Raw genomic sequence first — 17,992 nt, forward strand, 5'->3', positions numbered from 1 at the left:
GTCGGCCCCGCCGCGTACATAACTGGCTCACCGCTCGGCTCTGGTACCGGTTACACTGGTTGTCTTCTATTTTCGATCCGGAAGCGGTCCGGTGACGGGCTTGTCTTTCGGGCCCGGTTTCGCCGCCTGTTCCAGCCTGCACTCGCCCTCTTCGCAGGACTTCGACTTGGCGTCATGTTTCTCGTGGCACGAGGCCTTGTCCTCCGCACTGATGGCGGCTTCCATGCACTGCTTGAATTCATGCTTGGCGGCCTCGTGGCATTGCGAGCACAGACTGTCTGCATAGGCGGCGGAGCCGCTCATCATCAGAAACGACGCCGATGCCAGTACCCCGAATCGTCTCATGACCGTTTCCTCCCGTAGTGAATCGAATTTCGACCCTACCCTTCATTTCCCCTGCACGGACCGCAGAGCGGCAGGCTAGAGCTTGGCCCGTCGTATCAGAAAGGCCGACAACGCGATCGACAGCGCGAGGAGCACCAGGAGGATGACGATCGTCAGCGTTCGATGAATCAGTGGGGAAAACCTGGTCCACTCCTCTCCGGCGACGTACCCGAGGCCGATGAAACTGGCGGACCAGGCCAATGCCCCTGCGTAGGCGAACCTGGCGAACACTGCTGCCGGGAGCATCGAGGCGCCCAGCAGGAGCGCGGCCAGATGGCGGACGCCGGGAATGAAGTAGGCCACGAGGAGGGAGTACTTTCCCCAACGTTCTACCCATCGCCGTGACGAGGCCAGATGCTCCGGTCTCATGTGGACCACATGGCCGAACTTCTCGAGAGCCGGGAGGCCGATGAGCCGCCCGATTGCATAGCTGAGGCTGATTCCGGTTACGCTTCCCAGAAAGGCGGCGACGAAGGCACCCTCAATCCGGAGGGTGCCCTTGCTGCTGAGATAGCCCGCAAACACCAAGAGTGTCTCATCCGACACCGGAAGGCCCAGTACGCCCAGCATCAGCAGGACGAACAAACCGCCGTATCCGTACTGCTCAATCCAATGAAGCCCGGTTTCCATGGCTCGGGTTTCTAGAGGGCATAGGAAATCCGAGATGTCTTACTTCCCGCTGTCGGACAAGGTCACCGGCGACCTGAGCGCCTCCCCTTCCTGCGCAAGAATGAATAGCAGAATTTTCGCCGACGCCTCTCGGCTGGCATTCCTCAGCACCACGTGGGCCTGTCCCGGAGGCTCATACCAGCTCTGCCCCGCGCTGTAGGTCACCGCCTTCTCTCCCTCCAATTGACAGACCATAGTCCCTTCCAAGACATACCCGAACACCGAACCGGGATGTTGGTGCGCATCGGATGCCGTTCCCGGCCCGTACTGCACGGTCAACACCGTGGCGACTCTTCCCTGAATATCCGGGAGGCTTTGCGTGATGAGCACCGATGTGGGATCTCCTGCCAGCACGGTCGTCGGGGTCGCGAGAACCAGTGCGACAAGCACCCGGAGGATCGTCCCAGCTGCAGGGCGGTCTGCGGCTGGTGCAATAGTCGTCGTCATATGAAGTCCTCATGTGGTTGAAGGTTGATGTCACGGGAGTTGCCACGCAATCGACCGACAGGATGAGCGCGCAGGCTACTTCGTGCAGCATCCTGTGTCAACAAGGAGCGGGAACAGTGGTCGGGCGATACCGCTCCGGCTGAGAAAGCTGTGGCCCATCCGTCACACCTGCGCAGTGCCTCGTCTGAGCCGCCGTTCTCGATGGCCTTCACCGGTGGCCACGAATGGACGGGACAACTTGGCCTAGGCAAACGGAGCGGTAGCAAAATCAACGAGGACAGCGTACCGCTTCGGGCATCGGCTCTGCATGCAGGAGTAGAGTGGAGTTGTGGTCCTCCCGGCGTCGATCAACAGAGAGGCATCAATATGGTCATCCGACAACAGCCCCGCTTCCAGGTATCCTTCTTCGGGACGCTGGGATATCAGAACCGCCTGCATCAGATTACCAAGTCCTTTGATCTCTCGCGGAACGGCTGCCGACTCGAAAGTCCTTTCGAAGCCTACGCCGGGATGAAAGTCAATCTCCTGCTCTCCCTCCCGGAAGGCGAGTCGCCGATCCTCATCGAACAAGCGGTGGTCCGGTGGTGCGGCGTCCGAGATATGGGCCTCGAATTTCAATCTCTCTCCTCTCCTCACCGCGAGCGTTTGTACCGGACCCTCCGGCGCTTCGAAACCGCCCTCGACCATGAATATCCCTGCCCCCCTTCCACGAGCACCATGTGACCCATTCGAGACTACCCCTACCGGCCGCCGGAGACCGGTCGGTCTGAAAACAGACCGATGGTCATACACGGGAGCAAGGGAACCTCCCAGGATCGCTTGCGCAAGTTGTTCCTGGTCGAACAAATTGTCCCGCCGCACAACAGGGCACAAACAGGACGCTATTGCCGATTTGCCGCGCGGAATGTCGCCTTCCTGTGCCTCTCCTACGATTGAGTCAGCTGTAAATCACCTCAGCTAACTCCGCACTATCTCGGTCCATTTTGTCGTTCTCCCCGTTGGCAAAGGCCTTGCGGGGTGAATCATGAGGCGAGGGTGCGCGAGCGCGTTGCGGGTTGCATGGACCGAGGAGGACAGCATGAACACATTCCACGATCTGATGATGTCAACCATCTCGGCGGCCATGCTCGGTCTGATCTGGTTGTCCCAGGCCGCGGCCGGCGAGTCCATTCCCATTAGAGAGGGATCGACCGTCACACTGCTGTATCAAATCACCGTACCGGGCAACGAGCAGTTTGAAATCCGAGACCTGAGTCAATTTGTCCAGGGGCGACATCAAATGTTGCCGGCGCTGGAACAGGTCATGGCAGGCATGAAGCGGGGTGACAAAGCGCAGATCGAACTGACTCCCGATCAGGGGTTTGGACCGTACGATCCCAGGAAGAAAACCATCGTTTCAGCCGGCGAACTGCCGGAAGGAACAAAACCCGGCGACATCCTGGAGGATCAGTCGGGGCGCCAGGCCACCGTGACTCAGCTGTCGGAGACGACGGCTGTCGTGGATTTCAATCACCCGCTGGCAGGCAAGCCGCTCATCGTCACATTGACAATCTTGGAGGTCGATAATCCGACATGAGGGGTTCCGCCGAGGGACCGAGGACTCCGGGATCCACCGGCAGTCATGCTGAGCGCGCCTTCCGATTGGCCAGCGTCGCCCCGAGCCGCGCCGCCAGGATGGATGGAATCGACAAAATCGCGAACATGACCAATCCGAGCGGCAGCAAGTTGCCGGCTCCCTGGCTGAGCAACATCCAGGATGCCTGGCCGATGAGCGGAACAATTCCCCATCGCCACGGCCGCTCCGGTTCGACATATCCAAGGATGCACGCCACCAGACAGACTGCAGGGATGCCGACCGAGAAATACAATTCGGAATCCCACGCCTCGAGCCTCCCGGAAAACGAAACGACCAGCATCCAGACGATCATTCCGGCCGCAATGGCGACGCCGTAGAGACCCCATGGCTTGCTCATGATGAAAACCCTACGCCCGTGATTGCCGGGCGTCAAGAAATGCTCGGCGGCAGGGCAGGTCGCTCATATCGCCACTCGCCACGCCGGCGTGCACCGTCCGGGAGAGAGACTGTCGGTGAGAGAGGCTGTCGGATGGACCTCAGGGAAGAATGATGGCTTGTTCGGCGTGACCGATCGCTTTTAGCACGACTTCCAGGGCGTCGACCATCATGGGAGGACCGCAGAGAAACACGACCGTGCCGGGCCCCGGCGCCGGCAGTTGCCGTCGAAGTACCTCCTCGGTGATGCGGCCGACCCCCTGCGACCACCCCGAAGGCGGCTGCTCCAGCACGTGATAGCAGCGAAAGCTTGCGTGTTCACGCGCGTTCTCGTCCCACTCGTCCCGAAAGATGATGTCGGCTTCGGTTTTGTTGGCGTAGACCAGCGACAATTCCACCTTCAGGCTCTTCGCAAGAATCCAACGAATGATCGAAATCATCGGCGTGATGCCGGTGCCACCGGCCACGAATCCGACCTGGGCGGCCATCCCGTCCACCCAGTGACCTCCGGAATAGGGCCCGCTCATGAGCACCCTGTCCCCGACCTTCCGGTCATGGAGGTACTTTGAGACCGTGCCGGTCTCGTATCGCTTCACCGTCAAATCGAAATATCCGGTGGTGCCGGGCGTGGACGACGGCGTATAGGGGCGCTTCACGGCCTTGCCGTTGATCGTCGCATGCACGTAGAGATGGTCACCCGGGAGGAGATCCAGCGTGGCCTCGTCCGGCAGAGCGAAGCAGAACGTCTTCGCGTCGTGCGTATCCTGATGGATGGCCGTCAATTCGTAAGGAGAAGGCGCGGTGGTTTTGATGCGCGCGATCTGGTTCGGATTCATAAGAGTATCTTACGGATCCGTGATGAAGCCTGCAACCGTTCTCAATTCCCTTCACCCCTGTGGCGAGAATGACCCGGTCCTTGGGGCCTCCGAGACGACAACCCAAGAAATCACTAGGAAATTTACACTTCTCGTATCCACAGCCGGTGGCATCAGCTCTGCATTGGCGATAGCATGCCCAGCACTCCATCATGCATATGCGGCTGCCGCTGCGGAAAGGATACGTGTACCACCTTGAGACAAGAACCTCGGTTTCCCGTCACATTTACAGGAACGGTTTCCTATCAGAACTATCCCCATCTCATCACCAAGTCGCTGGACCTTTCCCGAGCAGGCTGCCGTCTCGAAAGCCCTTTGCAACTCTCGGCGGGTATGAAGGTGAACTTGCTCCTGTGCTTCTCAGAGGGCAGCACGCTCATCCTGATCGAACAGGCCGTCGTCCGGTGGTGTCATGCGCGTCAAATCGGCGTTGAATTCCAGGCGGTCTCCGCAACCTATCAAACGCGGTTGAACCGGACGCTGCAGGTGCTTACGACGAGATTCAGCTAGGGCTGCTCAGTAGGCGATCCCCCTGGGCGCCTGAAGCCGATCGATACAGTCTTGCCAAAAGGTGGAGGGATCCCGGTCGAAGAGACCGGCCGAATCAGGGGGTAGTGTCGCCCAGGCCCCTTGATTCATCTCGTAAGCCAATTGCCCCGGGGCCCACCCGGCGGACCCGGCAAAGGCCCTGAATGTCTCGGTCGGTTTGGGCTGCTTGATGACCCGTTCCAACATCGTCGGCGTACCCCCCACATACACCCCGTCGAACACCGATCGTGCCTCGGCCGAAGGCTCCTTCAGACGAAAGAGCACGAGCAGCTGAGTCGGCTGCACCGGTCCTCCGGCGAACAGCCGATAGGTCGTTCCCTTGAGCGCCGCGATGTCCGGAAGGACCTCAGTGAGCAGGACGCCGGTCGGACGATTCACAATGACCCCGAGCGTTCCCTCTTCGCCATGCTCGATGATGAGCACGACCGTCTCACGAAAGTTCGGATCGCCCAGGGTCGGACTGGCCACCAGGAGGACGCCCTTCTTGACGGACGAAGGGACAAAGTTCCCCTCCGCCCCGACCGGCGCAACGACCAGCAGCGCCCAGACCACCATCCCCGCGGCGATCAACCCATACCCCCCATACGCGACGCCGGGCGGAGCGGACAACCGAACTCTCGAAACGGCGAGGACCATGATCGCGTGCTCCGGCTTGTTGATGATACGGTGATGGGACGGGTCGCAAGGCTACGACGCACCGATGCGGCTGTCAACTCGTGGGAGAACGTCCGGTCATGGCCGCTTCGCCGGCATGGACGCTCTCATGCGCGTGCAGTCTCGGAAATACCAACCCTCCGCCTCTGTGTTAAGCTGCTCAGGACGGCATGAGAGGAGCAGGATGTTCGTTTGGACTGCCCGGCTCGGATTGCGGTTCTGGCTCTATCCCGTCATCGCGGCTCTTGCTGCCGCCCACGCTCCGGTGTCCGCTGTAACGACGATCTACACCTATACCGACGACTCCGGCACCCAGAACTTCACCACAGAGCTGAGCTCGATTCCCGAGAAGTACCGGAGCCGGGTCACCCAGCTCGATCTCGGCCCCGTCTCGAATCCGCCCCTCGTACCGGCTGCGCAACGGCCCCCATCCGAACAGGTACGAGTGGTGACGGCGAGCGGCGAATACCGCATGGGAGATCACGACACAAAAAGTGATGCGACCCGCCTGGCCGTCGAAGCGGCGAAGCGCCAAGCTCTTGAACAGGTGGCCACGTATCTGGAAAGCATCACCGAGGTGACGGGGATGGAACTCACCAGGGACGAGATACGCACCTACACGGCCGGGATCGTCATGGTCGTCGATCAAAAGATCAGCACCCTCCTCGATGGGGGCACCGTCGTGATCCGAGCCGATTTGACCGCCCAGGTCGACCCCGCCGAGGTCGCGCAAGCCATCATGGCTCTTCGGGAAAACGAGAGCGCCAAGACCGAACTCATGGCGCTGCGATTGGAGACGGATCAGCTGCGCCGGCAGCTGGAGGTCGCAAACCAGACTCTGGCCGCCGCCGTCTCACCCGAAGAAGTACAGGTGGCAAGCCGCCAACGAGAGGAACTTCTCAACCAACTCCAGGCCAACGCCCTCGTGTCGCAGGCCTGGACCGATTGGGTCTACGTGACGCCGGGCATCTATCCCGCTCCGTCGATCGGCCTGCAGCAGGTTCGTGGACTCTTGGTGCAGGCTCAACGGCTCCAACCGCACAATCGTCACCTGCCCACGGTCCAGCAAGTGATTTCGGCACAATCGACCGGCTCGGCCTCCGCCCCGCTCGGCGTGCCTCCACCGGCTTCATCTTCCGGCTCATTGCTCGTTCCGCCTTCTCTCGCGCCGCCCGCTCCATCCCTGCCCTCAGCGGCGGCCGGCACGAACGCCATGCGGCCTCCGATCCCGACACAGGCGCTCCCTCCCGCCTCTTCCAATGCCGTGACCAACGCTCAAATGCGTCGAGGACCGTCGCTTGCTCCTTTGCCGCCGCTGCCGTCCCCGTTGCCTCCCACGCTGCAGCAGATTCACCCGCCGCATACCGCGCAACCCAATCCCCCGGTGCTCCGTGCTCCTTATACGATTCCCCATCACCTCCAGCAGCAGGGAGGGCGTGCCTTCGGACGGGCCGGTGGCGGCGGCCGCGCTGGAGGGCGGCGGTAGCGCACACGCGGATGCCGCCTGTCGATCCGTGACAGTGCTTCGAGCCGGCAGTAGCAATCATAGGGCCACTCTGCTAAGAAGAGCGCGTGGGGTACATTGACAATAATCTCCTGCCAGGCGAGCGCGTTCACTACCGCGCGCACTTGCACTGGAAACTGTTCGTTGGTCCTGCCCTGCTGACCATCCTCAGCTTCGCGTTCGTTGGATTCGCCATCAGCCAAGGATTCGACCCCTACTGGTCGCTGATCATCCTCGTCATCCCTGCCGGCGCCGTGCTGTCTGCCTACCTGACGTGGCGTTGCTCAGAATTTGCGGTCAGCGACAAACGCGTCTTGATCAAGACCGGCATTGTCGGACGCCGCACTCTGGAAACGCTCCTGACCAAAGTCGAACACATCGGGGTCGACCAAACCCTCTGGGGCCGCCTCTTCAATTTCGGCACGATCTACGTCACCGGCACCGGATCCACGAGAGAAACCTTCGCGGGCATTCATGCACCGCTGGAGTTCCGCAAAGCCATCGAAGCGGCAGCCGTCGCCTTCGAAGAACGGCGGCCCAGCGGACGAGCATCAACCGGCCTGACATAACCGGACCCGATGACCTCAGAGCCGTCTTGACCTGAGACCATTCCTCTCCTAATCACCTCCAGCAGCTATCCGATCGGAGCGAGCGTCGACATGAGACCGATTGGAACACCTTTTCACTCCTCCAGGCGATTGGACCAAACTCGACAGGAACTGCTGGGTTTTCAGGTATACAGGTATAGTTGTGTCATGAGATCTCGCTCGCATCCCCGCGCGAGTCGAGCTGTGCCTCGACGAAGCACTGCGGCGGCCATGACGTCAAAGCCTATCTTGCGAAGATGAACGTGATGAAACGTCAGTTCGCCAGACCGGCAGCGGGGGGCTGACATCCTGCTCTTCGGTCTCTCGCGACCGGTTTCTGTTCCCCTTCTGACGCGTTGATGCTCTCAATTTCGGTTACCCGAGGCAGATACGTAAACTTCAGAATACCTTGGTACCAACATCGATAATGAGTTGGGCAAGAGGCTTGGTGTTCCCTCTATTCGATACCGCAAACGTCTGACCAGGCAATTCCGCAGCTCGGCATAGACTGGTTAGTAGCTCCTTCTCGTTCATCAAGCGACTAGTAGGCTCAGCAGCCAAGAGGAATGCCCGCTGAGTTGGGGCGCTCCGCAATCTCCTCTCGCAGATCCACACGCCCATTGCTCCCTTGACATTTGCGAGCCGGCTGCACAGTCGAGCCATGGGTTCTTCCCCTAGTGCCGTAGGAATCAGATCTTGTCGGGTGGGCAGAGATTGGCATTCCCGCTGAATCGCTACCTGCAGATCCACCTGCTGTTCGCCGCGAAGACGCCATTTTTTCGCCAGTAGCGTGTCTCCGATGCGCAAGGCGTACGTATAGGCGACCTGACTGGCCAGAACGCCAAGGCCGGCGTCAGAGGCAATCTTATCGAGATACGTGAGTCCGCCGGGATCGTCACGCTGAAGCAAGAGACGTCCGATGGCCAGATCGGTCGCACGCTCTTGTGGGTAGACTTCATTAAACTTGCGATACAGCGGCAAGGGATCAGCCGTAGGATCGAATGCTTCCGTCCATGCCGCAAGGTTCCAACTTTCCTCCTTCGTCAGGAGGTCTTCTGGTTTTGCTCGTAGTCCTTCCAGCTGCTTCCGCATTTCAGCAACTTGCTCGTAGCGCTGTTTCCACCCAGCTGAGTTCTCCTTGAGCCACATCTGGTCAAAATCTCTAAGCACCTTCTGAAGATTGGCACCCAGCCATTCATGAGCCGCCGTCTTGCTGGATGATCGACTCATCGGCAGAGGATTTTCCGCAAGGGCTCTCAAACGATCACGTAGAGATGGATGAGTATCAGCGTAACCAGTCTCCTGTGCCATCACTTGACCAAACGCTTCAGCCCACGCGGAAGAGTTTGATCGATCACTCGTCTCAAATTGTTCCAAGCCGCTCATCGGATCTGTTGGGGCGATTGGTTCACGATCCATACGGGCTAACAAGGGTTTCCAATAATATCGATCGTTCACTATTGGTCGGACACCTGTATTCACCAACGCTGTAGCTATCGTGTGCCGTGTCGTCAGCTCAGCGGCAATCATGTCCGCTTGATACTCATTCGTACGTGCCAAGGCGAAGCTGTACGCATTGAAGTACGGCGCATACCATTCAAAGAACCGAGCTAGGATTCGAGCTGCCCAATGCTGTGTTTGACTAAAAGCGCTCATGATTCGGTACCATGAGAGCCTCACCCGATATATCCATCCGCTAAACCGACCGTGTCGTCCTGACAGGTGTCCCATCTCGTGGGCAAGGACGGCCCGCGCTTCTTCAGGCGGGAGACCGAGCAACAGCTGAAGCCCGACAATCAGCGTGTTTCGTGGCCAGCCGAATACTCCTAAGCGAGGGACCTGAGCGATTCCAGCGTTAAAATCATTCGTGAGGACGATGCGATGAATCCTGGGTGCTTTCACCTGTTGTCGAAGTACATCCGCTTCCACAAACAGCCGAGGGTACTGGTGTGACGTCAGTTCATAGCCTATGGGATCACTCATTTGTACCCATAGTGCCCGCGTAATGACATAGACGATCACCAACAGGACAAAGACAAGTTTGGTCTTCACCAGGACCCACCACACATGCCCAGCAATAGCTGCCCAAACGGCAACTGCAACGATTCCCAACAGTAGAAGCAGCATACCGAAGAGCACAGCGTATCCAAGGACCGCCAGAGCGGCCAATTTCACACGGTAGAGGCGCGGATTGGTCTCCATCAGACGTTCGGCCTGTCGGATAGAATCCTCGAAGCGGTGACGTTGCTCAGTGATAGTCATAGTGGTGACCGCTTGTGGCATGAAAAGAGTGTCGAAAACCGCTTTCCTTTCCTATGCCGGGCTGAATCTTCCACCCGCTTCACCGTGCTGCCAATCTAGAGGTGCAGCAAGCGATATACCAAGGGCTGGTCTCTTCGGTATCGGAAATTCTGTCTGAAGACAACCTCACAATTTTGCTGAAGATTAATGCAGAATCCTTCGACGAGCTTCAGGTTGTCGTGAAGAGAGAATTCGACCTTTTCCTGTCAGCTAATGCGATCCAATACTGAATCCATAGAGGTACGGCTCGGCATGCTTAAAGCAAGATTCTCCGTCTGCGGCAACCACCACGCTTTCCTCACATGTTTGTAGAAAGTCATGTACCAATTGAGGAAGGTCGGCGTCTCGCGGTGATACCGTAGGAAGCTTATCCGTTGGCCGGAGCCGCGCAGGCAAGTTGATGGGCTGACTTCGATTCTTCCTTGAAGGCCTCGGCGAGGTTGGCGGCGAGCGGAACCTCCCGCTCATAGACCGTGAAATAGTACGGATCGTCGGCCGTGAGTCCGAACTCTTCGACGAGCATGCGGTGCTGCCGCTCGCTTTGGATGTGGTAGCGCACCGTCGCCTTCAGCTTGAATCCGGCCGGCGCCTTCGGCACCCGGTATGCAAACGAATACTCACGGCTGGCCAGCGGCAGGAGACGATTGTCATAGAGTTCCACGATCGCCGGTTGCCACATGATCCAGCGCCCCATCGTCTCGCGCTGTTCCTTGACCACCTTGCCCTGGAGATCCGTCACGGTGAACTGGACGGTGAAGTGCCGGTCCGGGTCGCCGGTCGGGAGCTTATGGCCGGCCCCGGCGTTGACCAACGTCAGCGTGACCCGCACGTCTTCCCCCGGTTTGGGTTGCAGCGGTTCAGCCGTGACCTGAACAGCCACGGCGCGTTTGACCATTGCAGGATCGTGCCCACCGCGCCAGAGATGCTGGCGTCCGTGTCTGAGGGGACTGTCGGCCGCCATCGGCCTGATGATCTCAGGCATGTGGCAGCTTTGACAGATGAATCCCCGCTCTTTCATGAAATACCTGCCCTCGTACTCCGCATAAGTCCCGCAGGGCCCGACGTTGTAAAACTGCGCCGGACCGGACTGCACGTTGTGACAGCGATAACAGAGCTGCGATGTCCTGAAGTTCGGATCAAACTTGGTCGGATGCGGTGCCGCGGAGTCTTCGTAGGGACCTAGAATCACCCCATCCCGGACGTGGCAGGCGGCGCACGTCACCCCTTCCTGCTGATATTCCGGGTCGTAGTTCCGGTTCAGTTCCTGAACGGCTTTTTCGACCCGCTCGCGCGGAATCTCCTTGATCAAGGTCGGCTGCTGATTTTCCAGGGGTGAGTGGCAATTGAGACAGACCCACACATGCTTGTCCTTGGTCCAATAGGCCTGAAAGAAGGGGTCACGGTAGGCATACGAATGGATACTGGTTTTCCATTCATTGTAGATCTCGGTATGGCACGTCCCGCAGGACTCAGCCTTGAGGCTGGTCAGTCCTTTCGGAATCGTTTGGTATGGGATGGCATGCGCGTAGTCCGAGCGCAATCCGAAGATGACCGTCGGCTTCACCTCCGTGTAGTAGAGGTAGACGAGACCTGCCAGCATCCCCGCACCGAGCGTGAGCTTGACCGTGAGGGACTTCTTCACGTGTCCCGCCTCCGGCCGGGCGACGTCTGAATCAATTGCTTGTAGGCAATCGGCATCAGGAAGAGCAGCCCCAGCGCGGTGAACGCCAGCAGCAAGCGCGGGGACGCCAGCTCACCGAGCGAATTGATGGTGCCCAACTGCCGTCCGGCAAAGGTGTAGACCAGGCTGCCGGGAATGATGCCGAGAGCCGTCGCAGCGACATAGGTAAGAGCGCTGACCCGCGTGAGACCGGACAAGAGGTTCACCAGAAAGAACGGGAAGAGCGGAATCAGCCGTAGAGTCAGCAGATAGGTGAACGCATTCCGTGCAAACCCTTCCTGGAATGCTCCAAGCCGATGCCCGAACCGCCGCTCGACCCAATCGCGCAGCAGATAGCGCGCGGACAGAAAAGCCAGCGTCGCCCCGATCGTGGCTCCGATGTTGACATAGAGCGCCGCCGGCACACTGTCGAAGAGAAAACCTCCGGTGAGCGTCATGAGCGTCGCGCCGGGCAGCGAGAACGCCGTCTGTGCGATGTAGGTCAGGATGAACAGCACCACGGCCGTGACGTAGTGCTTCTCCGTGAACGCAAGCAGCCGGTCTCGATTGGCTTTGAGCAGGTCGAGCGAGAGATAGGTTTTCAGATCGAACAGGTAAAAGGCGCTGATCGCGACCAAGAAGAGCCCCGCAAGGAGGACCTTGCCCGTGATCGACGTCGATACGGGCGCGCTAGGACTCGTCACCTCTTTTTCGACAGGCATCGCGATGCTCTCCGGATCGTTGTCACAGGGCCTTCTACCCCTCAACCGTGGCGACCACCGTCCAAGGCCCGGTCCAGATTGAACGCGGCGCTGATCAACGCGATGTGCGTGAAGGCTTGCGGAAAGTTGCCGAGCGCCTCTCCGCTGTCGCCGATTTCTTCGGCATACAGACCGACATGGTTGGCATGCCCCAGCATCCGCTCGAACAGCTGCCGAGCCTCCGTCAGTTTCGAAGGGTCGAAGCGGCCGGCCCTGGTCAACGCTTCGACGAGCCAAAACGAGCACATCGTAAAGGTCCCTTCCCGTCCTTGGAGACCATCTGTTCCAGTCTCGCTGTCGTACCGATACACGAGACCGTCGGAGACCAACCCCCCGTCTTTCGGAGAACGATTGATCGCCTTCAGCGTACTCAGCATGCGGGGGTCGTTGGGGGCCATGAAAAACACCAGCGGCATGATGAGATTCGACGCGTCGAGGGCATCACCGCCGTAATATTGCACGAAGGCCTGGCGTTCTCGACTCCACCCTTTCGACATGATCTCTTCGTAGATCTGGTCGCGCACCTGCAGCCAACGCTCCTGGTCGGCGGGAAACGAGCGCTTGCCCGCGAGCCGCAGCCCCCGATCCATCGCGACCCAGCACATCAGTTTTGAATAGACGAAATGCCGCCGGCCGCCGCGGACCTCCCAGATGCCCTCGTCGGGCTGCTGCCAGTTGTCGCACAGCCAATTGAGACGCCGGCGAATGCGCAACCAGGCGTCGAACCCGATGGGCATGACGTACTTGTTGTAGAGGTAGAGGCAGTCGAACAATTCGCCGTAGATATCCAGTTGTAGCTGCTGATACGCCCCGTTCCCGATCCGGACCGGCCTTGAGCCTCGGTACCCGTCGAGATGCCCCAGCACCTCTTCCTTGAGATCATGGCGTCCGTCGATGCCGTAGACGATTTGGAGCGACCCATCGGGCTCGATCTCCCCTACCCTGGCTTCCAGCCATCGCATGAAGGCATGCGCCTCTTCGGTGAAGCCGATCCGGAGCAATCCATAGACGGTGAAAGCGGCGTCGCGAATCCACGTGTACCGATAGTCCCAGTTCCGTTCCCCGCCGAGCGTTTCGGGCAGGCTGCAGGTCGGCGCCGCCACGATGGCCCCGGTAGGCTCGTAGGTCATCAACTTCAGGGTCAGGGCCGAGCGGTAGACCATTTCGCGCCAGCGCCCGGCATACGTGCACTTTGAGAGCCACCGATGCCAGTACTCCACCGTGTGATCGAAGACCTGCTGGATTTCGGCGGCGGAGGGACCTCGCCGGCAGGCTTCGCCCGGCTGCAACCGATGCAGCACGAAGACCGTTTCCTGCCCTTCCTGGAGGACAAACGTCGCGGCGGCCGCGTCGTCGAGCGCCTGAAGGGGTACGCTGCTCGACAAGCCGAGACTCAACGGGCTTCCTTCGAAGACCGCGCCATGTTCGCCGATCACCGTTCGGTGTGCCGCACGCGCATAGTCCAGGGCCGGCCGGCATGCCACCCGGAACGCGAGCGCCCCGCGCGCCACCTTCACGCGACGGACCAGTTGATCGTGCCAGGGCGACTCCGGCGGCAAGCCGACCGGCATGAAATCCTCGATCTCCCCGATGCCGTTCGGCGAGAGAAAGCGGGTCACCAAGACATTGGTTTCCGGCCAGTAGAACTGCTTGGTCCGCACGGCCGAATCGTTCGGAGTGATTTCGAACCGCCCGCCTTTTCCATCGTCCAAGATGGCGGCAAATACGCTCGGAGAATCGAACGACGGCATGCAGAGCCAATCGATGGAACCGTTCGTGCTGATGAGGGCCGCCGTGTGCATGTTGCCGATGATGCCGTAGTGTTCGATCGGTTGATAGGCCATGTGAGTGTTCAACTCCTTATGCGTTCGAACCGATTGGCTCGTTTCCGGGCCCATCCTGGACTGTCGGGGAACGCAATAGCAACCCCCGGTTTCGCGGAAGAGGCGACTCTGAACCGCCGGCGCCGGCATTCATTCTCTCTCCGACGATTCGGGGTATAGTGTGGCCATGTCCGCCAGACCAAACCGGCGCTCCGCCACGAAGGCTTACGGGCGAGGAAGCGGTCATCGAAGGAAGCTGGCATGGGTCCGCCGCTTCGTGCGAGCACGATGGGACGAATTCCAGTTGATGAGGGCGGCCCTGGCCGCCTCCCCGTTCCCGTTCCGCCTGATCGTGGGGGGAGTCCTGCTCCTCTTGATCTGGTCCACCGTAAACTGGACCTATCACGCCATCCACAAACCGACTGAACTGTTCTTTCCGCTGGACGACTCGCTGGACAAGAATCCCGCCGACACCTGGCGGCAATACCAGCCGCTCTTCGTGGAACATTCGACGGCCGTCATCAGCCCGGAATTTCTCGCGGCGCTGGCGCAGCTGGAAAGCGGAGGCAACCCCGTGGCCCGCACATACTGGCGATGGCGTCTGACTTGGAATCCATTCGGTGTGTATCGTCCGGCGTCGAGCGCCGTCGGCCTCTATCAGATCACCGATGGAACCTTCCAGGAGGCGAAACGCTATTGCATCCACGAGCATCACGTCGCCGAAGAAGGGCCTTGGCACGATCTCCGTTCGTGCTGGTTTAACGGTCTCTACATGCGCGTGTTGCCGAGTCACGCGATCGAGATGACCGCCGCGCTCCTGGACCGTCGCGTGGCCCAAAGCCTGGGACCCCGTCGCCTCGCCGCAGTATCGCTGCGAAAAAAACAGGAGCTCGCCGCCGTGATTCATCTCTGCGGAGCCGGCGCGGGTCGTGAATTCGTCACCCGTGGGTTCCGGTTGGCGTCCAGACAGCGGTGCGGCGACCATGAGGTCCGCCGTTACGTGGCACGCGTCACGATCTTGATGCGCGAATTCGCGAAGCTGGCGGCCGGCACGGCGGCGCGGAGCGCTCCGTCAGCTATGGCATCATCGGCATCGCGGAACCGAACGTCTCTCGTTCCGGAGCCGACCGCTTGACCTTCCAATCCTTGAAGCGCATGCTTTTCACATGCCTGTCGCCGGCTGGCCTCTCTTGGGGTTTCTCCTGTCGGCCGGACTTTCCGGATGGGAGCCGATTCAGTCCCCGCCCATTCAGCTTGTGTCCTCCGCCGGCCAGTTGACGGGGGACGAGCTGCTCCGAATTGGAGAAATCCACGACCACCAGCACCACTTCCGAGAAACGCTGACCTATTACCAGCTGGCCTTGACGCAATTCCGGAAGGCCAAGCAGCCGCGCGGCGTCGCAGCCGCTCTGGTCAAAATCGCCCTGGTCCATGAGCGGCAAGGCAAGATGCAGGAGGCCTATATCGAGCTTCAGGAAGCCGTCTCGATCTATGCGCGATCGGTCGATCGGCTTGCCCATGCGAGGGCCTTGTTGGCCATGGGGCGGATCGCCGCCGGTCTCGGACAGATCGACGTCGCGCGCGACTCGTTACGACAAGCGACCACGCTCTTCGACCGCGCGAAGGACCGTCGGGGCATACAGGAGGCGGGGATTCAACTGGGGCTGCTGGAGGTCGCCGACGGCTCGGCCGAACCGGGCATGACGCTGCTACAGCAAGCATTGGAAAATGCCCGTGCGAGCCAGGATCCGGCCCAGCAACTTGCGGCGACCGTGGCGCTGGGCGACGCCCAGTGGCTTCTCGATCGGGAATCGGAAGCCCGGGCTTATTACGAAACGAGCCTCCGGTTGGCCCAGGCGGAACGCAATATGGCGATCGAGGCCTCCCTTCGCCTGCGGCTTGCCTATTTGGATAGTGCCGGAGGCCGGGTGAAGGAGGCCCTTGAGTCGAGCAAGCAGGCGATCTTACTTTCCCAGACTCTCCGCGATCCGCTCACGGAGGCAAAAGCTCTGTCGCTCCTGGCCGATCTCTACCGCCAAACGGAGGAAGCGGCAGAAGCGGAGGCCGCCGAGCAGCGCGCCATCTCGATCTATCGCCATCGTCAGATCGTCGTACACGGCATGGCAAGCGCGACTCGCCGCACGGAAGGAGTCGGTCATGCCGACGCTCAGGCGTCCGGTGGCTCACCGGATGCTTCCCGCTGATTCGTCGCCGCCCAGGCAATCGTCATGGCAAGCAGCAGCAGGCATGAGGCAAGGAGGAACGGGGCTCCCGGAAGATGCCACTTCGCCGCCGGGCTGATGAAGTACGCGAACGTTTGCGTGAACAAGCCGGGTCCGACCAAACCGGCAATGCCGATCAAGCTCGCGATGGCCCCTTGCAACCGCCCCTGCTCCATGTGACCGACTCTCCTCGTCATCAAGGATTGGATAGCCGGGCCGGCCAACCCCCAGAAGGCCATGATCGGGATGCCGAGACAATACACCCAGCCGCGCGGCGCCAGGGCATAGATGGAAAATCCCAGCGCGCCGCAGACTAATCCGGCTCGTACGGCCCGCGGCTCCCCATATGCCCGGGTGACCGGGCCCACGAGAACGCCTTGGACGACCATGGCGGAGGCGCCCACAGCGGCGAGGGTGAGTCCGACCGCGGTGCTGTCCCATCCGAACTTGTACCCCAAGTACAATACCGTGACGCTCGGCAGGACCACATGTGCGAGATTCATGAGAAAATTCGCCAAGGCGAGTCCAAAGAGTTCCCGGTGGGATCGGAGCAACGCCAGGGCGCCGATCGGATTCGCCCGCTTCCATGCAAAGGCGCGGCGCTGCTCCGGGTGAAGCGATTCCGGCAGGACGAAATATCCGTAGCAGGCGTTGACCGCGCTGGTCCCCGCCGCTCCCCAGAACGGCACCCGCGGATCGACAGCGCCGAGCAGTCCGCCGACCGCGGGGCCCAGCACGAACCCCAGACCGAACGCCACTCCCATCTGACCGAAGGCGGCCGCCCGCTGCCCGACCGCCGTGACGTCTGCGATGTAGGCCCCCGCGGTGCTGAAGCTGGACGACGCCATGCCCGACAGTACCCGGCCGAGGAACAGCCAGGTGATATCGGGAGCAAGGGCCATGAGGATGTAGTCCATACCCAGTCCGACGTTCGACAGCAGCACCACTGGACGCCGCCCGAATCGGTCGGAGAGGGCTCCTTGAATCGGCGAGCAGACGAACTGCATGAGCGCCCAGGTCGTGCCCATCAAGCCATAGACTTCCGCCGCCCGAGCCGTGTCGCCGGATGTGAATCGCTCCACCAGCACGGGCAGGACGGGAATGACGATGCCGAATGAGAGGACGTCCAACAGGACGGTGACGAGGATGAAGACCACTGCGGCTGGTCTGGGTCCTATCGGCATGGATGAGGGCGTCATGAACGCGGTCCGGCATCGAGAGGAGCGGCCGTACCGGATCAGGTTGGGATATCTCGCGTGCCGTCGTACGACGCTCTGGATTGATAGGACAGTTTCACGACATCGCCGTCTCTAACCGCGCTTTCTTCCGTGCTCACCTTCTTGTTGACGGTGATCAACACCTCCCGGTTGGCCATGAACTGGGCCAGGGCGCCGAGCGTGCCCTGGTTGACCTCGACGAGTTTCCTCACCGTGGTGGGGCCTGGACATTCGACTTCGATTTCATGCTCGCCGACGGCATCACGCAGCGTCAGCCCGAATACCAATACTTTCACCATGTCGTTCGACCTCGTCTCGGCTCCATAGC

At 60.5% G+C, this 17,992-nt stretch carries 19 protein-coding genes; 7 read left to right on the forward strand and 12 right to left on the reverse strand.

From position 1 onward, the window contains the following. Window positions 1-66 precede the first annotated feature (66 nt). The 3 genes from P0111_17505 to P0111_17515 all read right to left on the reverse strand — a co-directional run bounded on the left by P0111_17505 (window position 67) and on the right by P0111_17515 (window position 1,500). On the reverse strand, window positions 67-345 hold the full coding sequence (locus P0111_17505; GenBank protein ID MDF0645827.1) for a hypothetical protein: 279 nt from the start codon (window positions 343-345) through the stop codon (window positions 67-69). Window positions 346-420: 75 nt separating this feature from the next. Next, entirely contained in the window at window positions 421-1,014 is a 594-nt protein-coding gene (locus tag P0111_17510; protein MDF0645828.1) for a DedA family protein, read from the reverse strand. A 39-nt stretch (window positions 1,015-1,053) separates the two neighbouring features. Next, a complete protein-coding gene (locus tag P0111_17515; protein ID MDF0645829.1) occupies window positions 1,054-1,500 on the reverse strand; it encodes a cupin domain-containing protein in 447 nt (148 codons plus the stop codon). 366 nt (window positions 1,501-1,866) lie between these two features. Here P0111_17515 and P0111_17520 point away from each other — a divergent pair, with 366 nt between their 5' ends. Together P0111_17520 and P0111_17525 are read left to right on the forward strand one after the other, a co-directional pair. Further along, window positions 1,867-2,223 carry a PilZ domain-containing protein gene (locus tag P0111_17520; GenBank protein MDF0645830.1) on the forward strand — a complete coding sequence of 119 codons (357 nt, stop codon included), beginning with the start codon at window positions 1,867-1,869 and terminating at the stop codon, window positions 2,221-2,223. A 355-nt stretch (window positions 2,224-2,578) separates the two neighbouring features. Continuing rightward, window positions 2,579-3,076 carry an FKBP-type peptidyl-prolyl cis-trans isomerase gene (locus tag P0111_17525; protein ID MDF0645831.1) on the forward strand — a complete coding sequence of 166 codons (498 nt, stop codon included), beginning with the start codon at window positions 2,579-2,581 and terminating at the stop codon, window positions 3,074-3,076. A 43-nt stretch (window positions 3,077-3,119) separates the two neighbouring features. Here P0111_17525 and P0111_17530 read toward each other — a convergent pair whose 3' ends face one another. Both P0111_17530 and P0111_17535 read right to left on the reverse strand, forming a co-directional pair. After that, entirely contained in the window at window positions 3,120-3,473 is a 354-nt protein-coding gene (locus P0111_17530) for a hypothetical protein (protein ID MDF0645832.1), read from the reverse strand. A gap of 139 nt (window positions 3,474-3,612) precedes the next feature. Further along, entirely contained in the window at window positions 3,613-4,347 is a 735-nt protein-coding gene (locus P0111_17535) for an NADH-cytochrome b5 reductase (protein MDF0645833.1), read from the reverse strand. 234 nt (window positions 4,348-4,581) lie between these two features. On the opposite strand from P0111_17535, the gene P0111_17540 reads away from it, so the two are divergent. Further along, complete coding sequence (locus P0111_17540; GenBank protein MDF0645834.1) at window positions 4,582-4,896, forward strand: PilZ domain-containing protein; 315 nt, start codon at window positions 4,582-4,584, stop codon at window positions 4,894-4,896. A 6-nt stretch (window positions 4,897-4,902) separates the two neighbouring features. Here the strand turns inward: P0111_17540 and P0111_17545 are convergent, their stop codons facing one another. Then, a complete protein-coding gene (locus tag P0111_17545) occupies window positions 4,903-5,571 on the reverse strand; it encodes a YqgE/AlgH family protein (GenBank protein ID MDF0645835.1) in 669 nt (222 codons plus the stop codon). A 202-nt stretch (window positions 5,572-5,773) separates the two neighbouring features. Here P0111_17545 and P0111_17550 point away from each other — a divergent pair, with 202 nt between their 5' ends. Then, window positions 5,774-7,075: a hypothetical protein gene (locus tag P0111_17550; protein MDF0645836.1), complete on the forward strand. Its 1,302-nt coding sequence runs from the start codon at window positions 5,774-5,776 to the stop codon at window positions 7,073-7,075. Between the two features lie 86 nt (window positions 7,076-7,161). Beyond that, the gene (locus P0111_17555; protein MDF0645837.1) at window positions 7,162-7,662 is read left to right on the forward strand and encodes a PH domain-containing protein; all 501 of its coding nucleotides are present in this window, start codon (window positions 7,162-7,164) and stop codon (window positions 7,660-7,662) included. A gap of 417 nt (window positions 7,663-8,079) precedes the next feature. On the opposite strand, the gene P0111_17560 is transcribed toward P0111_17555, so the two are convergent. The 4 genes from P0111_17560 to P0111_17575 form a co-directional block, all read right to left on the reverse strand. Continuing rightward, window positions 8,080-9,963, reverse strand: coding sequence for a M48 family metallopeptidase (locus P0111_17560; GenBank protein ID MDF0645838.1), 1,884 nt, complete (start codon window positions 9,961-9,963; stop codon window positions 8,080-8,082). Between the two features lie 385 nt (window positions 9,964-10,348). Next, the gene (locus P0111_17565) at window positions 10,349-11,623 is read right to left on the reverse strand and encodes a multiheme c-type cytochrome (GenBank protein ID MDF0645839.1); all 1,275 of its coding nucleotides are present in this window, start codon (window positions 11,621-11,623) and stop codon (window positions 10,349-10,351) included. Next, window positions 11,620-12,363, reverse strand: coding sequence for a TVP38/TMEM64 family protein (locus P0111_17570; protein MDF0645840.1), 744 nt, complete (start codon window positions 12,361-12,363; stop codon window positions 11,620-11,622). Before P0111_17570 ends, P0111_17565 begins: the two co-directional genes overlap by 4 nt. A 41-nt stretch (window positions 12,364-12,404) precedes the next feature. After that, window positions 12,405-14,246 carry a glycoside hydrolase family 15 protein gene (locus P0111_17575; protein MDF0645841.1) on the reverse strand — a complete coding sequence of 614 codons (1,842 nt, stop codon included), beginning with the start codon at window positions 14,244-14,246 and terminating at the stop codon, window positions 12,405-12,407. Between the two features lie 256 nt (window positions 14,247-14,502). Between P0111_17575 and P0111_17580 the strand changes: the two genes are divergently transcribed. Further along, entirely contained in the window at window positions 14,503-15,360 is an 858-nt protein-coding gene (locus P0111_17580) for a transglycosylase SLT domain-containing protein (protein MDF0645842.1), read from the forward strand. Window positions 15,361-15,391: 31 nt separating this feature from the next. Beyond that, a complete protein-coding gene (locus P0111_17585) occupies window positions 15,392-16,429 on the forward strand; it encodes a tetratricopeptide repeat protein (protein MDF0645843.1) in 1,038 nt (345 codons plus the stop codon). Here the strand turns inward: P0111_17585 and P0111_17590 are convergent. Together P0111_17590 and P0111_17595 are read right to left on the reverse strand one after the other, a co-directional pair. Then, window positions 16,393-17,646 carry a TCR/Tet family MFS transporter gene (locus P0111_17590; protein ID MDF0645844.1) on the reverse strand — a complete coding sequence of 418 codons (1,254 nt, stop codon included), beginning with the start codon at window positions 17,644-17,646 and terminating at the stop codon, window positions 16,393-16,395. The genes P0111_17585 and P0111_17590 overlap by 37 nt on opposite strands. 38 nt (window positions 17,647-17,684) lie before the next feature. Continuing rightward, on the reverse strand, window positions 17,685-17,963 hold the full coding sequence (locus tag P0111_17595; protein MDF0645845.1) for a hypothetical protein: 279 nt from the start codon (window positions 17,961-17,963) through the stop codon (window positions 17,685-17,687). Between the last annotated feature and the right edge of the window lie 29 nt (window positions 17,964-17,992).

Origin of the sequence: Nitrospira sp. (assembly GCA_029194535.1) — a bacterium.
GTDB lineage: Bacteria > Nitrospirota > Nitrospiria > Nitrospirales > Nitrospiraceae > Nitrospira_C.

Excerpts from the sequence above, each read along its gene's own strand:
- P0111_17575 (MDF0645841.1), bottom strand. The coding sequence starts at position 14,246 with ATGGCCTATCAACCGATCGAACACTACGGCATCATCGGCAACATGCAC.
- P0111_17550 (MDF0645836.1), top strand. The coding sequence starts at position 5,774 with ATGTTCGTTTGGACTGCCCGGCTCGGATTGCGGTTCTGGCTCTATCCC.
- P0111_17515 (MDF0645829.1), bottom strand. The coding sequence starts at position 1,500 with ATGACGACGACTATTGCACCAGCCGCAGACCGCCCTGCAGCTGGGACG.
- P0111_17525 (MDF0645831.1), top strand. The coding sequence starts at position 2,579 with ATGAACACATTCCACGATCTGATGATGTCAACCATCTCGGCGGCCATG.
- P0111_17570 (MDF0645840.1), bottom strand. The coding sequence starts at position 12,363 with ATGCCTGTCGAAAAAGAGGTGACGAGTCCTAGCGCGCCCGTATCGACG.
- P0111_17590 (MDF0645844.1), bottom strand. The coding sequence starts at position 17,646 with ATGACGCCCTCATCCATGCCGATAGGACCCAGACCAGCCGCAGTGGTC.
- P0111_17510 (MDF0645828.1), bottom strand. The coding sequence starts at position 1,014 with ATGGAAACCGGGCTTCATTGGATTGAGCAGTACGGATACGGCGGTTTG.
- P0111_17535 (MDF0645833.1), bottom strand. The coding sequence starts at position 4,347 with ATGAATCCGAACCAGATCGCGCGCATCAAAACCACCGCGCCTTCTCCT.
- P0111_17560 (MDF0645838.1), bottom strand. The coding sequence starts at position 9,963 with ATGCCACAAGCGGTCACCACTATGACTATCACTGAGCAACGTCACCGC.
- P0111_17595 (MDF0645845.1), bottom strand. The coding sequence starts at position 17,963 with ATGGTGAAAGTATTGGTATTCGGGCTGACGCTGCGTGATGCCGTCGGC.
- P0111_17530 (MDF0645832.1), bottom strand. The coding sequence starts at position 3,473 with ATGAGCAAGCCATGGGGTCTCTACGGCGTCGCCATTGCGGCCGGAATG.
- P0111_17520 (MDF0645830.1), top strand. The coding sequence starts at position 1,867 with ATGGTCATCCGACAACAGCCCCGCTTCCAGGTATCCTTCTTCGGGACG.
- P0111_17545 (MDF0645835.1), bottom strand. The coding sequence starts at position 5,571 with ATGGTCCTCGCCGTTTCGAGAGTTCGGTTGTCCGCTCCGCCCGGCGTC.
- P0111_17505 (MDF0645827.1), bottom strand. The coding sequence starts at position 345 with ATGAGACGATTCGGGGTACTGGCATCGGCGTCGTTTCTGATGATGAGC.
- P0111_17585 (MDF0645843.1), top strand. The coding sequence starts at position 15,392 with ATGCCTGTCGCCGGCTGGCCTCTCTTGGGGTTTCTCCTGTCGGCCGGA.